At 30.7% G+C, this 19037-nt stretch carries 19 protein-coding genes; all 19 read left to right on the top strand.

Annotated elements, in window-relative coordinates; all coding sequences use genetic code 11:
- Positions 1–170 precede the first annotated feature (170 nt).
- The 19 genes from spoIIGA to KTC92_RS03025 all read left to right on the top strand — a co-directional run bounded on the left by spoIIGA (position 171) and on the right by KTC92_RS03025 (position 18746).
- Positions 171–977: a sigma-E processing peptidase SpoIIGA gene (spoIIGA, locus tag KTC92_RS02935; RefSeq protein ID WP_165412729.1), complete on the top strand. Its 807-nt coding sequence runs from the start codon at positions 171–173 to the stop codon at positions 975–977.
- 55 nt (positions 978–1032) lie between these two features.
- On the top strand, positions 1033–1740 hold the full coding sequence (gene sigE, locus KTC92_RS02940) for an RNA polymerase sporulation sigma factor SigE (RefSeq protein ID WP_165412728.1): 708 nt from the start codon (positions 1033–1035) through the stop codon (positions 1738–1740).
- Positions 1741–1979: 239 nt separating this feature from the next.
- Complete coding sequence (locus tag KTC92_RS02945) at positions 1980–2240, top strand: YlmC/YmxH family sporulation protein (RefSeq protein ID WP_165412727.1); 261 nt, start codon at positions 1980–1982, stop codon at positions 2238–2240.
- 60 nt (positions 2241–2300) lie between these two features.
- On the top strand, positions 2301–2756 hold the full coding sequence (gene nrdR, locus KTC92_RS02950; protein WP_165412726.1) for a transcriptional regulator NrdR: 456 nt from the start codon (positions 2301–2303) through the stop codon (positions 2754–2756).
- Positions 2757–2989: 233 nt separating this feature from the next.
- A complete protein-coding gene (locus tag KTC92_RS02955; RefSeq protein ID WP_165412725.1) occupies positions 2990–3685 on the top strand; it encodes a response regulator in 696 nt (231 codons plus the stop codon).
- A gap of 2 nt (positions 3686–3687) precedes the next feature.
- The gene (pnpS, locus tag KTC92_RS02960) at positions 3688–5391 is read left to right on the top strand and encodes a two-component system histidine kinase PnpS (RefSeq protein ID WP_165412724.1); all 1704 of its coding nucleotides are present in this window, start codon (positions 3688–3690) and stop codon (positions 5389–5391) included.
- A 180-nt stretch (positions 5392–5571) separates the two neighbouring features.
- On the top strand, positions 5572–6459 hold the full coding sequence (locus KTC92_RS02965) for a phosphate ABC transporter substrate-binding protein (RefSeq protein ID WP_165413522.1): 888 nt from the start codon (positions 5572–5574) through the stop codon (positions 6457–6459).
- Between the two features lie 202 nt (positions 6460–6661).
- Positions 6662–7573, top strand: coding sequence for a phosphate ABC transporter permease subunit PstC (pstC, locus tag KTC92_RS02970; protein WP_220286571.1), 912 nt, complete (start codon positions 6662–6664; stop codon positions 7571–7573).
- Positions 7573–8460, top strand: a complete 888-nt coding sequence (gene pstA, locus KTC92_RS02975) for a phosphate ABC transporter permease PstA (RefSeq protein ID WP_220286570.1) — start codon at positions 7573–7575, stop codon at positions 8458–8460. Before pstC ends, pstA begins: the two co-directional genes overlap by 1 nt.
- A gap of 12 nt (positions 8461–8472) precedes the next feature.
- A complete protein-coding gene (pstB, locus tag KTC92_RS02980) occupies positions 8473–9225 on the top strand; it encodes a phosphate ABC transporter ATP-binding protein PstB (RefSeq protein WP_165413525.1) in 753 nt (250 codons plus the stop codon).
- A 23-nt stretch (positions 9226–9248) separates the two neighbouring features.
- A complete protein-coding gene (phoU, locus tag KTC92_RS02985; protein WP_220286569.1) occupies positions 9249–9905 on the top strand; it encodes a phosphate signaling complex protein PhoU in 657 nt (218 codons plus the stop codon).
- Positions 9906–9970: 65 nt separating this feature from the next.
- Positions 9971–10795 (top strand): substrate-binding domain-containing protein, encoded by an 825-nt coding sequence (locus KTC92_RS02990; RefSeq protein WP_220286568.1) that lies wholly within the window; start codon positions 9971–9973, stop codon positions 10793–10795.
- 300 nt (positions 10796–11095) lie between these two features.
- Positions 11096–12433: a DUF512 domain-containing protein gene (locus KTC92_RS02995; RefSeq protein ID WP_220286567.1), complete on the top strand. Its 1338-nt coding sequence runs from the start codon at positions 11096–11098 to the stop codon at positions 12431–12433.
- Complete coding sequence (der, locus tag KTC92_RS03000) at positions 12433–13749, top strand: ribosome biogenesis GTPase Der (protein WP_216302815.1); 1317 nt, start codon at positions 12433–12435, stop codon at positions 13747–13749. Before KTC92_RS02995 ends, der begins: the two co-directional genes overlap by 1 nt.
- 1 nt (position 13750) lies before the next feature.
- Positions 13751–14743, top strand: coding sequence for an NAD(P)H-dependent glycerol-3-phosphate dehydrogenase (locus KTC92_RS03005; protein WP_220286566.1), 993 nt, complete (start codon positions 13751–13753; stop codon positions 14741–14743).
- Between the two features lie 146 nt (positions 14744–14889).
- Positions 14890–16368 carry a stage IV sporulation protein A gene (spoIVA, locus tag KTC92_RS03010; RefSeq protein WP_216302817.1) on the top strand — a complete coding sequence of 493 codons (1479 nt, stop codon included), beginning with the start codon at positions 14890–14892 and terminating at the stop codon, positions 16366–16368.
- A 191-nt stretch (positions 16369–16559) separates the two neighbouring features.
- Entirely contained in the window at positions 16560–17426 is an 867-nt protein-coding gene (locus tag KTC92_RS03015) for a polysaccharide deacetylase family protein (RefSeq protein ID WP_216302818.1), read from the top strand.
- Positions 17427–17506: 80 nt separating this feature from the next.
- Positions 17507–18160: a thiaminase II gene (tenA, locus tag KTC92_RS03020; RefSeq protein ID WP_220286565.1), complete on the top strand. Its 654-nt coding sequence runs from the start codon at positions 17507–17509 to the stop codon at positions 18158–18160.
- Positions 18161–18305: 145 nt separating this feature from the next.
- Positions 18306–18746: a GatB/YqeY domain-containing protein gene (locus KTC92_RS03025; protein ID WP_165413534.1), complete on the top strand. Its 441-nt coding sequence runs from the start codon at positions 18306–18308 to the stop codon at positions 18744–18746.
- The last annotated feature ends 291 nt before the right edge of the window (positions 18747–19037 follow it).

A 19037-nucleotide genomic window follows, 5' to 3' on the forward strand; every position in this document is an offset into this window, starting at 1 on the left:
GTTAACGTGGTGAATTAATAAGGAATGGTCCTTTTTTTTACTTTGTATTTCCTAACACAATATGGGAAAAAATGGTGATTTATAGAAGAATAAAAATAAAAAAATATTGTAAAAAATGACAAAATTTTGATTGCATAAGTTATATAATAATTTTAAAGGAGGAAGAGCAAGTGATAGTATATATAGATGTCCTTATATTAGTGAATTTTATAGTTAATCTATTCATATTGCATATTACAGTTCAAACATTAAGAAAAAGAGTAAATCTTATATGGATGTGTCTTTCAAGTTTTATAGGCAGCTTATATGTATTAACAGTAGTCTATCCAAAGCTTAGATACTTGACATATTTGCCTTTTAAAATATTAGTACCAGTCGCGATGATTTTAATTGTTTTTAGAGAAAAAAACATTTTATTCAATATTAAGGCTTCTTTAATATTTATATTATATTCAATACTTTTAGCTGGAATGTGTTTATTTATACAAATGAACAATAGTAAAAATATGTCATTTGATATAATCATAATAAATTTTCCTTACGAAAAATTAATGCTTTCAGTAATGATAATTTATATATTGATATACAGGATCATGATTTTTATTGGAGATAGAAAAAAAATATCAACACTTATATACACTGTTGATATAATAAATAAAAGCTATAAAAAAACTATTAAGGCATTTTTAGATACTGGAAATGAGCTTCGTGAACCTGCTACCAACTTACCAGTATTAATTGTTGAACGGGATATTTTAAGCGAAATTTTGTTAGAAAGAAACAACACTTACTTTATTCCTTATAATGTAGTGAATGGCACTAATGGAAGGCTTATAGGGTTTAAACCACAGTATATTAATATTCATATTGATAAAAAGAATGTTGAAACAAGAGATGTAATTATAGCATTTTGTGAGTATAAATTAAGCAAAGATAATGACTATAACGCTCTTATGTCTAGAGGGATACTCAGTTAGATGATTTAATAGGAAATGATCGCTATGTGCTAATAATATAGATGGGGAGGAAATTATGTTCAATTTTAAAGTGATGTTAAACAAGTTATTTGCTAAATTCAAAATATTTTCAAACAATTTGTTTTATATAGGAGGGAACGATGCATTGCCACCTCCTTTAACTAAGGATGAAGAGTATGAGTTAGTAGTTAAATTAGATACAGGTGATAAGCAGGTGAGAGCTACCTTAATTGAAAGAAATTTAAGACTGGTAGTATATATAGCAAGGAAGTTTGAGAATACAGGCTTAAATGTTGAAGATTTAATTTCTGTAGGAACCATAGGGCTTATAAAAGCAGTTAATACTTTTGATCCTGAAAAGAACATTAAGCTAGCTACATATGCTTCAAGATGTATAGAGAATGAAATTTTAATGTATCTTAGGCGAAATAGTAAAATTAAAACAGAAATTTCTCTTTATGAGCCTCTAAATGTTGATTGGGACGGTAATGAATTGCTGCTCTCAGACATTATTGGAACGGACAACGATGTGGTTTATAATATTATTGAAGAAGATGTAGATAAACAATTGCTTTGGCTTGCTATGCAACGTTTAAATTCAAGAGAAAAAGAAATTGTTCAATTAAGATTTGGCTTAAATGGAACCATAGAAAAAACACAAAAAGAAGTGGCTGATATACTTGGAATATCACAATCTTATATCTCAAGGCTTGAAAAAAGAATAATAAAAAGATTACAAAAAGAAATAAATAAAATGGTATAGGAGCCGCAAGTAGGACCCTTTTTATAATTTTATTTTAGAAACCGATTTTAAAAGTTATTATTTGAAGATTAAATATTAAGCAAAATGAAACAAATAAAGAAATGTTCTAATTATAAATAATATTTTTAATAACTTATGAATATAAATAATATAAAGTGCTAGGCCTCTAAAAATAGACTAGAGTAGTGACTAGCTGGTTTAAAAAAAGGGTTTATGAAAACTTATTGGGGGTGAACAAAATGGAAAGTTTAATGTTTGCAATAAATAATTTAAGACAGATGGAAATTATAGATATAAGTTCAGGCTCAAAAATGGGATATATCAAAGATTTAAAAGTTGATTGTGAAGACTATAGAATTATTTCAATCCTAATGCCAACCCAAAAGTCATCTTGGTTCAATAAAAATAATAGTGTTGAGATACCTTGGGAAAAAGTAAAGAAAATTGGGGTAGATGTTATTCTTGTAGATGGTAGTGATGTAAATATAGAAAACGAATAGGAAAAAGTGTATAATGTTAGTATATTTGCTAACTATACTATGAAAAGGACGTGAAGGCCATTGAAATGTCCATATTGCAGCTGTGAAGAAAGTAAAGTAGTTGATTCTAGATCAACAGATGAGAATATTGCAACTAGAAGAAGAAGAGAGTGCCTAAGTTGTTTTAAGAGATATACTACATATGAAAAAGTGGAAGATGTACCTATTTTAGTAATAAAGAAGGATTCTAATAGAGAATATTTTGACAGAACGAAAATATTAAATGGCCTTATGAAGGCATGCCAAAAGAGGCCGGTGTCAAGAAAACAAATAGAAGCTATTTGTGATGAAGTAGAAAAACAGTTAAACAATGAAATGCTTACAGAAGTGAAATCAGATTATATAGGAGAAATCATTATGAGCATATTAAAAAATGTAGATGAGGTATCTTATGTGAGGTTTGCTTCAGTTTATAGGCAATTCAAAGATATTAATACATTCATGGAAGAGATAAGGAAATTAATGTCTAAGGAATGAAAATGCCCTTAGGCATTTTTTTTATAATTTTTTTTTGAAAAACTACGAGAAAATTATGACGTAGCAGCTAAATATATTAGAGGCTGATGATATGAAACTATCAGGTAAGTAATAGAACAGTTTACTAGTGAGGATATTTAGAGTAATATTAAGGCTAGTAATAATAAACAAAAGAAAATGTATTATTGTTTATTTAAAACAATAAACTAACGCTGAAATATGGAGGGATTAACATGGCTGAAGAAAAAATATTAGTGGTTGATGATGAGGAACATATACAAGAGTTAATTAAATTTAATTTGGAGAAGAATGGTTATAAAGTTATGTGTGCTAATAATGGTATAGATGCTATAAAACTTGCTAAAGAACAATTGCCGCAATTGATGTTACTAGATTTAATGTTACCTGGAATGGATGGCCTAGATGTTTGTAAGGAAATTAGAAAAGATTCATCTATGTCAAATATGTCAATAATAATGATAACAGCAAAAGCAGAAGAAATAGATAAAATAATAGGGCTAGAGTTAGGGGCAGACGATTATATTACAAAGCCATTCTCAGTAAGGGAGCTAGTAGCAAGAATCAAAGCCATGCTTAGAAGAACCAATATGCAAGTAGCTGAAAAGTCTTTTAGTGTTGGAAATTTGACTATTGATTTTGGTAAGCACGAGGTTATTAAAGGTGAAATCAAAATTGATTTGACATTAAAGGAATTCGAACTATTGGAAATTTTGATAAAGAATAAAGGAAGAGTTATGACTAGAGACTTTTTATTAGATAAAATATGGGGTTATGAATACTTAGGAGAAACAAGAACTGTTGACGTTCACATAAGACATTTAAGGCAAAAAATTGAAGAAGATGATAAAAATCCAATGTATATCCAGACTATTAGGGGCATAGGATATAGATTTAATTTTGGAGAGTAATTATGAAAAAAAAATTACTTATATATTTGTTAAGCACTGTGATTTTTATATTTGTGGTAGTAACTGCATTATTCACGTCTATTTTTAATTATGAATATCAGCAAAATCTAAAAGGGAAGCTTCAAATTAATAACAATATGATTATTAGATTATTGCAAAGTAATAATTTAAGAGACCCTCAGAAATTTTTTATGGAGAACTTAGAAAGTTCGCAGCTAAGAGTTACCTATGTTGATAAAAATGGTAAAGTTATTTATGATTCAAATATAAGCGGGGAAACTATGGATGATCATAATGATAGGCAAGAAATAAAAGACGCAAGAAAAAGCGGCAGTGGATTTACAGTGAGATATAGTAAATCTACTGATCGGAATATGATGTATTTTGCAACCACTTTTGGTGATGGGTTTATTATTAGAAGTTCTATGCCTCTTGAAATTGTAAATGGATTAGGCAGTAAATATTTTAAGCTTTACATCTTAGCCATAATTTTTTCAGCAATAATGTCAATTTGGTTTTCTCTAAAACTATCATATATTATAGTAAAACCAATTACCGACTTGATTTTTATTACTTCAAGAATTAGTAAGGGCGAATTTCATAGAAGAGCTAGAGTATTATCAGATGGTGAAATAGGACAACTAGCTAAGAATTTTAATGAGATGGCGGATAAACTAGAGTCTACATTGAATGAAGTTACCGATAAGCAAAACAGGCTTGAGGCTATTTTGCAAAGTATGGATAGTGGAGTCATTGCTGTAGATAGAAAAAATAAAGTGATAATGATTAATCCATATGCTAAAAAAACATTTGGAATCACTAAAGATATTATAGGGCAGAATCTTCTGGATAATATAAGGGATTTTGAATTAGAAAATATCTTCCACCAAAGTGATAATGATTATAAGGAAATAAAGATAGTTTGGCCACAAGAAAGAGAACTTAGAATAAAAACTACAGATATAATTAACAGAAGCGAACATATAGGCACTGTGGCAGTTGTTCAAGATATTACAGAAGTGAAAAAATTGGAAAATATGAGAACACAATTTGTTGCTAATGTTTCTCATGAGCTTAAAACGCCTTTAACCTCTATTAAAGGGTTTGCAGAAACTCTAAAATATGTTGATGATGCTGACACAAAGGAAAAATTTTTAAATATAATCAATGAAGAAGCTGAAAGATTAACTAGATTAAGTACAGATATTTTAACACTTTCACATATAGAACAACAAAAGGAAGTTAAAAATGAAAAAATTAATATTAATAAAATTGTAGAAAATGTCTACAACTTAATGAAAAACATAGCAGAATTAAAAGGAATCAAGTTAAAGGTTGATCAGCGAAATGTAAAAGAAGTGATAGGTGACGCTGATAGGTTTAAACAAATGTTAATTAACTTAGTAGATAATGCAATAAACTACTCAGAAACTGGAGATAGTGTTTGCATTGGAATGGAGAGCAAGGATGATAGATGCATGCTATGGGTTAAGGACACTGGGGTTGGAATAGACAAAGAACAAATTCCACGTATATTTGAGAGATTTTACAGAGTGGATAAGGCTCGTTTAAGATCAAAAGGTGGCACTGGATTAGGACTTGCTATTGTTAAGCATATAGTACTTAAATTAAATGGAAAAATATATGTGGAAAGTCAGCTAGGATCAGGCAGTAAATTTATAGTTGAAATTCCGTACGCTAAATAAAAATAAAGCTATCGCGTTATTAACGTGATAGCTTTATTTTTATCATTGTAAAGTTTAATTAACATTAGCTAAACTTTAGTTAACTTTGCCTTAATACAAAGTTAACTTTCGGGGTATAATATTATAAGTGTAATGAGTAGCTAATAAAACAATCTAAATAAATGAACGGGGGAATTATCAATGAAAAGAAAAAACTTAAAATTAATGGTCGCTGCACTAGCAGTTGCAATGACAGCAGGAATTTCCACGGGTTGTTCAAGTAAAACTGCACCTAAAACTGAGACTAAAAAAAATGAGTTATCAGGTACAATAACAGCAGCAGGATCAACATCACTTCAGCCTTTAGCTGAATTAGGTGCTAAGAGTTTTTTAGATAAAAACCCAGGAGCAACTGTAAATGTTCAAGGTGGCGGTAGTGGTACTGGACTTAAATTAGTATTAGAAGGTAGTGTAGAAATAGGAAATTCAGATATTTATGCAAAAGATAAAGAAGGAATTGACGCAACTAAATTAAAAGACAATAAGGTATGTGTTATAGGAATTGCAGCAGTAACAAATCAAAAATCTAAAGTTGAATCTTTAACAAAGGCTCAATTAATAGATATATTTACAGGTAAGATAAAAAACTGGAAAGAAGTTGGCGGAGCTGACATGAAAATCACTGTTATAAATAGACCAAAATCTTCAGGAACTAGAGTAACATTTAAAGAATTTGGTCTGGATAAAAAGGAAGAAGTCGCTGGTTTAACTCAAGATTCGAGCGGAGCTGTTAAACAAGCAGTTAAACAAACAGATGGGGCAATAAGTTACTTAGCATTATCATACTTCGCTGATGAGGCTAATAAAGAGGGTTTAACCGTACTGAAAATTAATGGTGTTTCTGCAAATGCAGAGAACATAAGCACAGATAAATATAAAATTTGGGCATATGAACATATGTATACCAAAGGTGAACCTACAGGAATAACAAAAGCATACTTGGATTATATGGTAAGTGATGAAATGAAGGCAGGGATAACAAAATTAGGGTATATTCCAATGGCAGATATGAAGGCTAAAAGAGATTAATATTCTCTAAAGGCTGGGTAAAACCGGTCTTATTTTGCATTAAATTATCACTTTCGGTTCTACAATATTAACGACTTCAGAAGGAGATTTATAACCTCGCCGAAGTTTCATTTTTGTTAGGGTAGTAAGTCCACAATTATAGAAGGTAGGGGGACTTTCCTTCTGGAATATCGTTAAAATAATTTTTTTGAGGTACAATGATATGAAAAAAAATGCTATGAAAAAAATATTTTTAAAACTAAAGAATGAATATTTAGGACGTGGATTTGCAACATTTTGTGGTGCTGTTATAGTTATTCTTACTTTTTCAATCATATTTTTCCTAACGACTAAAGGATTAAATACCTTTATAAAGCACGGATACTCAATATTTCATTTTATATTCTCTGGAGAGTGGAATCCAGAGGTGGGGGGAGAATCTTTATCTCCTCAATTTGGAACTTTGATATTTATTCTTGGGTCTTCAGCAGTGTCTTTCCTTGCAGTGCTAGTAAGTGCACCGATAGGGGTAGCTTTAGCAGTGTTTATGAATGTAGTATCACCAAAACTTGGCACAAAAGTTCTTCAACCTGCCATAGAGTTATTTGTGGGAATACCTTCAGTTGTTTATGGTTGGATAGGTGTAAGTGTTTTAGTGCCTATTATTAAGCTTTGGTTCGGAGGAATTGGTTTTAGTTTACTCGCAGGAGTATTAGTTATAAGCGTAATGATTTTGCCAACAATCACAAGTATTGCGTCTGATGCTATAAAAACCATACCCAAAGATTATATAGAGGCATCTTATGGACTTGGAGCAACTAGATGGCAAACTATAATTAAGGTGATTATTCCTGCATCTAAAAGTGGAATATTAACAGGTATAGTACTCGGAGTTTCAAGAGCATTTGGAGAAGCATTAGCAGTGCAAATGGTTATAGGAAACTCAGTAGCATTCCCTAAGGGGTTACTCGGAACCACATCTACATTAACAAGCATACTTACTATGGATATGGCAAATACAATCTATGGTACAGCTTGGAATGATGCGTTATGGTCAATGGCATTATTATTACTAATAATATCCTTTGTATTTATACTTATAATTAGAAAACTTGGAAGAAGAGGTGAGGTATAATGAGTTCTAAAGTTAAAGATAAAATAGCAACCATAGTTTTATATATAATTTCTGCTTTAGTAATTCTTTTACTCGTAAGCCTCATAGGATATATACTATATAATGGAAGGCAATCATTAAATTTAAAATTTATATTTGGAGAACCCCAAATTGGTGAAGCCGGTGGAGGGATTGGACGTCAATTATATAATTCGTTACATCTGCTTGTAGTAACACTTATAATCACAGTGCCACTAGGTGTAGGGGCTGGAATATATTTAGCTGAGTACGCAAAAGAAGGCAAGCTATTAAATATTATTAGATTGAGTATTGAGACTATGGCATCTCTACCGTCTATAGTAGTTGGTCTATTTGGACTTTTAGTGTTTGTTAATATGACAGGATGGGGATATTCTCTTATTGCTGGAGCATTAGCTATAACTATAATAAATTTACCTGGACTTACTAGAGTTAGTGAAAATGCTATTAAAGCCGCTTCGTCTGGTGTTAAAGAAGCAAGCTTAGGATTAGGTGCAACTAGATGGCAGACTATTAAAAATGTTATATTGCCATCTGCAATGCCTCAAATTCTAACGGGTGTTATACTGGCAGCGGGAAGAATATTTGGAGAAGCAGCGGCATTACTATATACTGCAGGTATGAGTGCACCAACTTTGAATTTTACTAATTTAAGTTTAACTAGTAAAGCTTCAGCTTATAGTTTATTAAGGCCCGCTGAAACCTTATCTGTATATATATGGAAGTTGAATTCTGAAGGGATGGTACCTGATGCTACTAAGATAGCAAATGGAGCTTCAGCAGTTTTAATAATTGCAGTGCTTATATTTAATGTATCTGCAAGGGTAATTGGGAAAAAATTGTATGAATCTCATACAGGAAGTAAATAAGGAGGGTATAATATGGGAATTGTTATAGCAAAGAATCTAAATCTATATTATGGCAACGTTCAAGCACTGAAAAATGTAAACATTAATATAGAAAAAAATTCTGTTACTGCACTTATAGGACCATCAGGTTGTGGTAAATCGACATTTTTACGTACTATAAACAGAATGAATGATTTAATAGATTCTGTTAAAATAGATGGAGAAGTATTATACGAAAATAAAAATATATACAATCCAGATTATGATGTTATAGATTTAAGAAAGAAAATAGGAATGGTATTCCAAAAGCCTAATCCTTTCCCTATGTCAATATACGATAATGTGGCTTATGGACCCAGAATTCATGGTCTAACTAATAAGAAACAACTTGATGAAGTTGTAGAGAATAGTTTAAAGGGAGCTGCACTTTGGAATGAAGTAAAAGATAGGCTTAAAAAGAGTGCGCTAGGATTATCTGGTGGACAACAGCAACGTTTATGCATAGCTAGAACTTTGGCAGTAGAACCTGAGGTTTTACTGATGGATGAACCAACTTCAGCATTAGACCCTATTTCAACTTTAAAGGTTGAAGAATTAATGGATGTTCTCAAAAAAAAGTATACAGTTATAATTGTTACGCATAATATGCAGCAAGCAGGTAGGATTTCTGATTATACAGCATTTTTCTTAAATGGAGAAATCATTGAGAATGGAAAAACAGAGGAGATTTTTTACAAACCTCGAGATAAAAGAACAGAGGATTATATTACAGGAAGATTTGGCTAAAATATAATAAGGAAGGTGATTTAATGGCAAGAAAAGTATTTGAAGCGAATCTTCAAGAGCTTCATAATGATTTAATTAGAATGGGAAGCATAGTAGAAAAACAAATTTATGACTGCATCGATGCCTTAGTTACTCAAAACACCGAAAAAGCTAAAAAAATAATGAAGAATGATGACATAGTTGATGAAATGGAGCGAGAAATAGAAGATAAAGCAATAAAATTAATCGCTATGCAGCAGCCTTTAGCAATAGATTTAAGAAATATTTTCACTATGACAAAAATAGTAACGGACCTTGAGAGAATGGCTGATTATGCCGTTGATGTTGCTAAAATCACATTAAGATTAAAAGATGAAAAGTATGTAAAGCAACTAGTAAGTATACCTAAAATGGCTGAAATAGTAGTGCTTATGATAAGAGATGCCTTGGATGCCTATGTGGCAGGAGATGTTAAAAAGGCTTATGCAGTTTGCAAAAGGGATGATGAGGTAGATACTATATATAAGGAAGTATTTAGAGAACTACTACAATTAATGATTAAAGATCAAAATACAGTAAATCAAGCTACTCAATTTATATTCATTTGTAAGTGGCTAGAAAGAATTGCTGACCATACAACAAACATATGTGAATGGACAATTTATCTAGTTACTGGTGAAAAAATTAATTTAAACGAATAGTTTTTAGATAAAATACAAAAACTACAATAAATACAAATTTAAAATATTGTAGTGGAGTTGTGATTATGAAGAAAAAAAAACTAAAAAATTTTTTTATATTTTTTTGCGTTAGTATGATAATGCTAAGTACAGGGTGTAAAAAAGGTGCAGAATTCAAAGAAAAAAAGTCCAAAAGCATTAAAATAATTTGTGAAGACACAGTTTTTCCTTTGGTAAATGATTTAGCACGTGATTATAATTTAAATAATGAGCATGCAGTTACTGTGGAATCTGCTGAGAAAGAAAGTGCTTTTAATAAATTAGATAATTCTGAAGGGGATGTTTTAATTGGATATGTTCAGCCAGATAAGAAGGAGATTGAAGCTGACATGCTAGCTTGTGATGGAATAGGGATTATTGTTAACGCTAGCAATAAAGTGGATGGTGTGGGAACTCAGGAATTAAAAAAAATATATACTGGAAATATAGTAAACTGGGGAAAATTAAATGGTGAATCAAAAACAATAGTACCTGTAGCATATAAAAATATGTTAAATACAGCCCAGCAGGGATTTAACATAAGGATAATGGATACTCCTGTAAAAGAACAAATGGGTAATAGCACTCAATATGTATCAAGTGTAGAAGAGATGAAGAATTTTGTTGCTCAGAATAAAAATTCTATAGGATTTATACCTGGACAGTGGTATAATAAAGAAAGTAAATTTTTAAAATTAAATGGTATTGAAATTACTAAATCAAATTTACAAAATGAACTTTACTTTCTAAGGATTCCAATAAAAATGTATTATTCTAAAGAGAAAGAAGACAGTTTAAAGGATCTTTTTCAGTATTTTAAAAGTGAAGATGGTAAGAAAATTATTAGAAAATATTGCATAGAAGCATTTTAATACCTCCTTCTTAGGAGGTATTTTTATTCTGTAGTAAATTGCATAGCAGGTTTAAATCCATTAGTATAAGATAGTTAAAAAACCGCAAAATGAGCGTAATTTGCTTTTTTTCTTCTTTTAACGACTAATAGCGTTGACTTAGGTATTTAATTAATGTAATATAACTTAATGGAATACTATAATTTATTACTTAACTAATTTCTTATTATAAATTTAAAGGTGTGATTTAATCTTAATATAATATTTCTAATTCCTCATAAAACCTTTTAGATGAAAGGTATGGTTGAGCAGGAGGTAAAAATGAAAAACCAAATAGCTAAGATACTTCCAGGAAGTATCGCAGAAGAAATTGAGTTAGAAGTAGGAGATAGATTAATAAGTATAAATGGCAATGACGTAGTAGACATTATAGACTACAAGTTTTTAATTACAGATGAACTTCTTGAAATTGAAATTGAAAAGATAGATGGTGAGATTTGGGAAATTGAATTTGAAAAGGAATATGATGAAGATTTAGGAATCCAATTTGTTGATGCTATTTTGGATAAACCAATGAACTGTCATAATAAATGTATATTTTGTTTTATTGACCAATTGCCAGAAGGAATGAGAGAAACTTTGTATTTTAAAGATGATGATTCAAGGTTATCGTTTTTTCAAGGTAATTTTGTAACTTTAACTAATATGAAGGAAGAGGACATAGATAGAATTATTCGATACAAAATAAGCCCTATTAATGTATCAGTTCACACTACTGATCCAGAGCTTAGAAAGATAATGTTAAACAATAAATTTGCTGGAAATGTGTATGATAGGTTAAAAAGGCTGGCTGAAGCGGGTATTAAAATTAATTGTCAAGTAGTTTCTTGTCCAGGTATTAATAATGGAGAAGAGCTTATAAAAACCATTGAGGATTTATATAAACTTTATCCTAGCATAGAAAACTTAGCAGTTGTTCCAGTTGGTATAACAAAGTATAGAAAAGGCTTATTTAATTTAACATTGTATGATAAAAATACTGCAGCAAAGGAAATAGAAAGTGTAAAGCAATTACAAGAAAAATATATTAGAGAAGTAGGCTCACCTTTTATACGATTGTCTGATGAATTCTATGTTGTAGCACATAGTGATGTACCACAAGAAGAGTTTTATGATGGGTATGATCAATTAGAAGATGGCATTGGTATGATTAGACTACTTAGAAGTGTTATTGATAAAGATATAGCAAACCTAAAGCCGAATAATAAGGGAAGCTTTACATTTGTAACAGGGCATTCAGCTTATACAGAAATATTAAAGGTAGCTGAGAAAATTACTGCATGTAATAATAAAATAAAAACTGATGTTAAAAAAATAAATAATGTTTTTTTTGGAGAAACTATTACAGTAGCGGGTCTTTTAACAGGAAATGACATAATTAAGCAGCTAAGGGATGAAAAGCTAGGAGATTATTTAATAATTCCTAGCAATATGCTAAAAAAAGGATATGAACTAGGAAACTATGAGGAACAAATACTCTTGGATAATATTACGATAAGTGATTTAGAAAAAAGCTTAAATACAAAAATTTTAATATGTGATTATTCAGGAGAAGATTTAATCCATATAATAAACCAAAATAGTCGGGAGGAAGAATAATGGCAAAACCAATCGTAGCAATAGTAGGAAGACCCAATGTAGGGAAATCTACATTATTTAATAAGTTGGCAGGTAAAAGAATTTCAATAGTGGATGATAAACCAGGTGTAACAAGAGACCGAGTATATGCAGATGCAGATTGGCTTAGACACAATTTCACATTAATTGATACAGGTGGTATAGAAATTGAAAGTCAAGATATTATTTTAGCTCAAATGAGAAGACAGGCACAAATAGCGATAGAAACAGCAGATGTTATAATATTTATTGTAGATGGTAAACAAGGACTTACAGGTGCGGATACTGAAGTTGCACAGATGCTTAGACAAAGCAAAAAAGCAGTAGTACTCGTAGTAAATAAAATAGACCATCTTGAACTAGAAGCTAATGCCTTTGAATTCTATAATTTAGGTATAGGGACTCCTATAGCTATTTCTGCAACTCAAGCCCTTGGACTTGGAGATATGCTAGATGAAGTAGTAGCCCATTTTGAAAGTGTTTATTCAAACACAGAAGATGAAGAATATATTCAAGTTGCAGTAGTAGGTAAGCCGAATGTTGGTAAATCATCGCTTATAAATAAAATACTTGGAGAAGAAAGAAACATAGTAACTGATATTGCAGGTACTACAAGAGATGCTATTGATAGTAAAATAGAAACTGAAGAAGGTAAATTTATTCTTATAGATACTGCGGGAATAAGAAGAAAAAGTAAAGTAGAAGAAGGAATTGAAAGGTATAGTGTTATTAGATCATTAGCTGCTGTTGAGCGAGCTGATGTAGTTGTACTTATCCTTGATGCTACGGATGAATTAAGTGATCAAGATGAGAAAATTATAGGTTATGCTCATGAGATGAAAAAAGCAATTTTTGTTATAGTGAATAAATGGGATCTTATTGAAAAAGATACAAAGACTATGCTTGAATATAAACAAAAATTACAAGCAGGATTAAATTTCATGGCATATGCACCTTATTTATTTATATCCGCAAAAACAGGCCAAAGAGTACATAAGGTATTAAAAACAGTTAAAGAATGTTATGAGAATTATTCAAAAAGAATTTCTACAGGAATACTTAATGAAGTTGTAAATAAGGCTGTACTTATGAAAGAACCTCCAACGGTGGCAAATAAAAGATTAAAAATATTCTACGTTACTCAAGTAGACTCTAAACCACCAACATTTGTATTCTTTGTAAATAATGAAAATTTACTACATTTTTCTTATGAAAGATATTTAGAAAATCAATTAAGAAATAGCTTTGAGTTTATCGGAACAGGGATAAGACTTATATTTAGGGAAAGGAAGGAATAGAATGTCAAAAGTTGCTTTTTTAGGTGGTGGGAGTTTTGGCACTGCGTTATCAATAATGCTTGCCAAAAAAGGTGCGAGCGTTAATATCTGGGATAGAAAGCTTAGTGTTATTGATGATATTAACATTAAGAGAGAAAACATTAAGTACTTACCAGGCATTATCGTGCCAGCAGGAGTAACAGCATTTACGGACATAGAAAAGGTTATAAGTGATAGTGAGCTAATTGTATTAGCAGTGCCTTCGCATGCAATAAGAGGCTTAAGTAAGATGATAGCACCACATCTAAAAGAAAATCAAATTGTGGTTAGCATTGCAAAGGGAATAGAAGAGGGCTCAGCAAAAAGGATTTCAGAAGTTATAGAGGAAGAAATCGTAAGTAACCCTATAGTAATACTTTCCGGTCCTAGTCATGCAGAAGAGGTTGCATTAGATATACCTACAACGCTAGTAGTTACATCTAAAAAAATGGAGTATGCAAGTATTGTGCAAGATGCATTTATGTCTAGTAAATTTAGAGTTTACACTAATGAAGATATTGTGGGTGTAGAGATAGGTGGAGCAGTTAAAAACATTATTGCACTAGCTGCAGGCGTATCTGATGGTATAGGCTACGGTGACAATGCTAAGGCTGCGCTAATGACAAGAGGAATGAGTGAAATTATACGAATAGGCACAAAGCTCGGAGGCAGAATTGAAACATTCTATGGCTTAACGGGTATGGGTGATCTTATAGTAACTTGCACTAGTATGCACAGTAGAAATAGAAGAGCTGGTATTTTGATTGGAAAGGGTGTTCCAATGGAAAAGGCATGCGAAGACATAGGAATGGTAGTAGAGGGTATAAAAGCTGTAAGAGCCTTCTATGAGCTTAAAGAAAAAGAGCAGATTTCTATGCCTATTACGGATGTGTTATACAAAGTATTATTTGAAGGTAAAGACCCTAAATATGGGGTATACGAATTAATGTCAAGAAACAAAAAAGATGAGTTTTAAGAAAACTATTAGTATGGAAAGACCAATTTTTTATTAAGAATTTAATAAAAAATTGGTTTTTTTTATATATTTTTAATCTATAGTAATAATTCATTGATCTCTAAAATATATTTATAGTGATAATAATAAGTATTGGGAGGTATATATTGGATAATTTTGATATATATAAAGATATAGCGGAGAGAACGCAAGGGGATATTTATGTAGGTGTTGTGGGTCCTGTAAGGACTGGAAAATCAACATTTATAAAAAGATTTATGGAGCTTATGGTAATTCCTAACATAGACAATCCTCATAAAAAAGAAAGAGCAAAAGATGAACTTCCTCAAAGTGGTTCAGGGAAATCGATTCATACTACTGAACCTAAATTCGTACCCAACGAAGCAGTTGAAATTGAGTTTGAAGGGGGAACTAAATTTAAAGTAAGGATGGTCGATTGTGTTGGGTATATTGTTAAAGGAGCGGTAGGATATGCTGAAGGAGAGACGCCTAAAATGGTAACAACCCCTTGGTATGATTACGAAATTCCATTTGAGGAAGCCGCAGAGATTGGAACAAAAAAGGTAATAAATGAGCATTCAACTATTGGTCTTTTAATTACTACAGATGGTTCTATCACAGGCATAGAAAGGGAAGAATATTTAGAAGCGGAAGGAAGGGTAGTTGATGAACTTAAATCCATTAATAAACCTTTCATAATGGTATTAAATTCTAAAAATGCAGATGCTCCTGAAACACAAGTTTTAGCAAGAGAATTAGAAGAAAAATATGATGTTCCAGTTCAAGTTATGGATGTTGTAAATATGAAAGAGGAGGATATAGCTAATATATTTCAAAGAATTCTTAAAGAATTTCCAGTTAAAGAAATTAACATAGATATGCCAGAATGGATTGAAAACTTAAGTTCTAAGCACTGGGTAAAAATTAACTTTATGAAGTTCTTAAAAGATACGTGTAAAGATATTTTTAAAGTTAGGGATATAAATAAATCGCTACTAACATTTAAAGAAGTTGATTTTTTAGACTCTGCAATACTTGATGAAATGAATATGGGAGAAGGTACTGCTAGAGTAAATATAATTCCTAAACACGAATTATTTTACAAAATACTTGGCGAAACTTGTGATTGTGAAATAAAAGGAGAAAATGATTTATTAACATTAATGGGAGAATTCTCTAGAGCTAAAGTAGAATATGATAAAATTTCAGAGGCTTTAAAAGATGTTAAAGAAAAAGGCTATGGATTAGTTGCACCACAGCTTTCAGAAATGACATTAGAAGAACCTGAAATTGTGCAGCATGGTGGGAGGTATGGAGTTAAATTAAAGGCATCTGCACCTTCTCTTCATTTTATTAAGGCAGACATACAAACAGAAATATCACCTATTATGGGTACAGAAAAGCAAAGTGAAGATTTCTATAAATCCATTTTAGAACAGTTTGAGAATGATAAATCTCAAATTTGGCAGAGTAATATGTTTGGTAAATCTTTAGAAGTATTAGTTAAAGAAGGCCTCCAAAGTAAGCTGTTTAAGATGCCTGATGACGTTCAAGTGAAAATTCAAAAGACTCTACAACGAATTATAAATGAGGGTAATGGCAGCTTAATATGCATTATATTATAATAAGATTTTTCAGGATATAGTAGCTTTGAGTTATAGGGAGTATTCCTTATGGCTCAAAGCTTATTTTCATTTGCAAATAATTATAATAATACATACAAAAAAATATTATAAAATATTTTAAAAGAGGTATAATAGCTATGTGGAAGTTTATCGTATATGAATATATTAAAATATACATAGAGGTGATCTAATTGCAATTTAAAAAAATACCGTTATTAATAGTATTAACACTTGTGCTTTGTGGTTGTGCAAATGACAGACAAAATCAGATAAGTTTAAGTAATGCAAAGCAAACAAATAGCAGCCTTAAAACGGGCAGTGGTGGAAATACAAACTCTAAATCAACTTTAAAAGAGAATAGTCCAAATCTACAGACAAAAACTATTAACTGGTCATGGGCTTATTCACCAAGAGAAAATTCAACATTATTATCGAAATATCATGCTTATGCTTTTGGCGAAACTTCTAAAAAAGTAATTTATCTAACTTTTGATGAGGGGTATGAGAATGGTTATACAGCAAGCATTCTTGATACTTTAAAAGCTAACAACGTTAAAGCAGCTTTTTTTGTAACAAAGCCCTATGTAACGGGTTCTTTTAATGGTGCAAAAGATATTGATCTTGTAAAAAGAATGATGAATGAAGGCCATATTATAGGGAATCATTCAGTGCATCATAAATCCATGCCTTCTATAACTAATGAAATGGATTTTAATTCAGAGATTACAGAAAATGAAACTACTGTTAATAACATCCCCGGTTTAAAAATGTCGAAATTTTTTAGACCGCCTATGGGTGACTTCAGTGAACTTTCTCTTTATTACACTCAAAAGCTTGGTTATAAATCAGTGTTTTTTACACTTGCTTATAAAGATTATGAACCTAAGGATCAGCCAAACCCTGAAACGGCAAAAAAAAATCTTTTAAAGCAAACAAAGCCTGGAATGATATGTTTGCTTCATGCAGTTTCAGAAACCAATACAAAAATACTCGACAGTCTGATTAAAGAGTGGAAAAGTCAGGGATATGAGTTTAAAACATTGAATGATCTTCCTTAGAAAATAGCATAGACTTATATAGACATTTTTGGGCTTAGAACTGTTTGAGAAATTAAATGACGATGGAGGGGTGGAATAGTATGAAATTTACAGATTATATATTTGAAGAGGTAAAGGAATTTTGGAATTCATATTTAGAGCATCCATTTATAAAGGAGATAGGAGAAGGTACTTTAGATAAGGAAAAGTTTAAAAACTATCTTATACAGGATTATCTATATTTAAAAGAATATTCAAAGGTATTTTCTGTAGGGTTAATTAAGGCAAAAACTATGGACGAGATGAAATTTTATTATAATTCAATAAGGGGAATTATGGAGGATGAAACGGCTGTTCATATAAAATATTTAGAAGGCTTTGGATTAACTGCTAAAGAAACGGAAAAATGTGAATATAAATTAATAACTACAAGTTATACAAGCTATATGCAAGGTGTGGCGCTCACCGGAGATTTAAAGGAGATTGCTCTTGTTGCTATGCCATGTACGTGGAGTTATAGCTACATAGGCAAATATATTAAAAAGACTTATGGACATAAGCTAGAGGGGAATTTTTTCAATCCATGGATTGAAGAATACGCTTCTGAAGATTTTGAAAAATTCACTAATGACTGGCTGGATTATATAAATAATTTATGCGAAGACATAGATGAGATAGAAAAGAAAAGATTATTAGCTATTTTTATGAAATCATGCATGTATGAATTAGAATTTTGGAATAGGGCATATAATTAATATTAGATTATAAAATTGGGAAACTTTCCTTCTGAAATGTCGTTAAAGTGAGATTATAAGAGTATAATGTATATATAAGTATAGTTTTAATAAAGTAATAAAATAACTTGTTAAAAAATATTGAATTATTTAGGAGGTAACACATATGTTAAAACAAACACTGAAAGATGATATTATTAAATATATGAAGAGTAGGGATAAGGTAAGACTGACTGCTTTAAGGACTTTAATGGCTGACGTTAAATATAAAGAAATGGATTTGAAAAAAGAACTTTCTGACGACGACTTAGTTGGTATTATTGAGAAAACAATTAAACAATTAAATGAAACTCTTAGTTATGCGAAAGAAGCTAATAAAGAAGATATTATAGCTGAAACAGAAATTGCTATCGAAATGTTTACATTTTATATGCCCAAGCAATTAAGTGACGATGAAGCAAAAATAATTATCAGTGAAGTTATTACCCAAAATCACTTTAGCGGAAAGGGTGACATGGGGAAGGTTATGAAGGCTGTTATGCCTAAGTTAAAAGGAAAGTATGATAGCAGGAAGGTAAATCCTCTTGTGAATCAATTATTGGCATAGGGAAAATGGAGTAATGATACCATTTATTAAAGGTAAAGGCAAATTAGTAATTATGAGTGAGTTTTATCCCATATGTAGGGGTAAGATTCACTTTTGAATTTTATTAAGAAAGTATTTTTTATGTTAAAATTTATAAAATGGAGTTTTAATAAGTAATGAGTCCTTATTGAATAATCAATTTAAGGGTATAACAATAGTTGATAATACTGGATTTAAATTATATAATAAGTACTAAATAATTGTAAATATAATAGTGTAAACAATTACAATATGATTTATTAACAGGTTAAT

Source organism: Clostridium sp. CM027 (assembly GCF_024730565.1).
Lineage (GTDB): Bacteria > Bacillota > Clostridia > Clostridiales > Clostridiaceae > Clostridium_AD > Clostridium_AD estertheticum_B.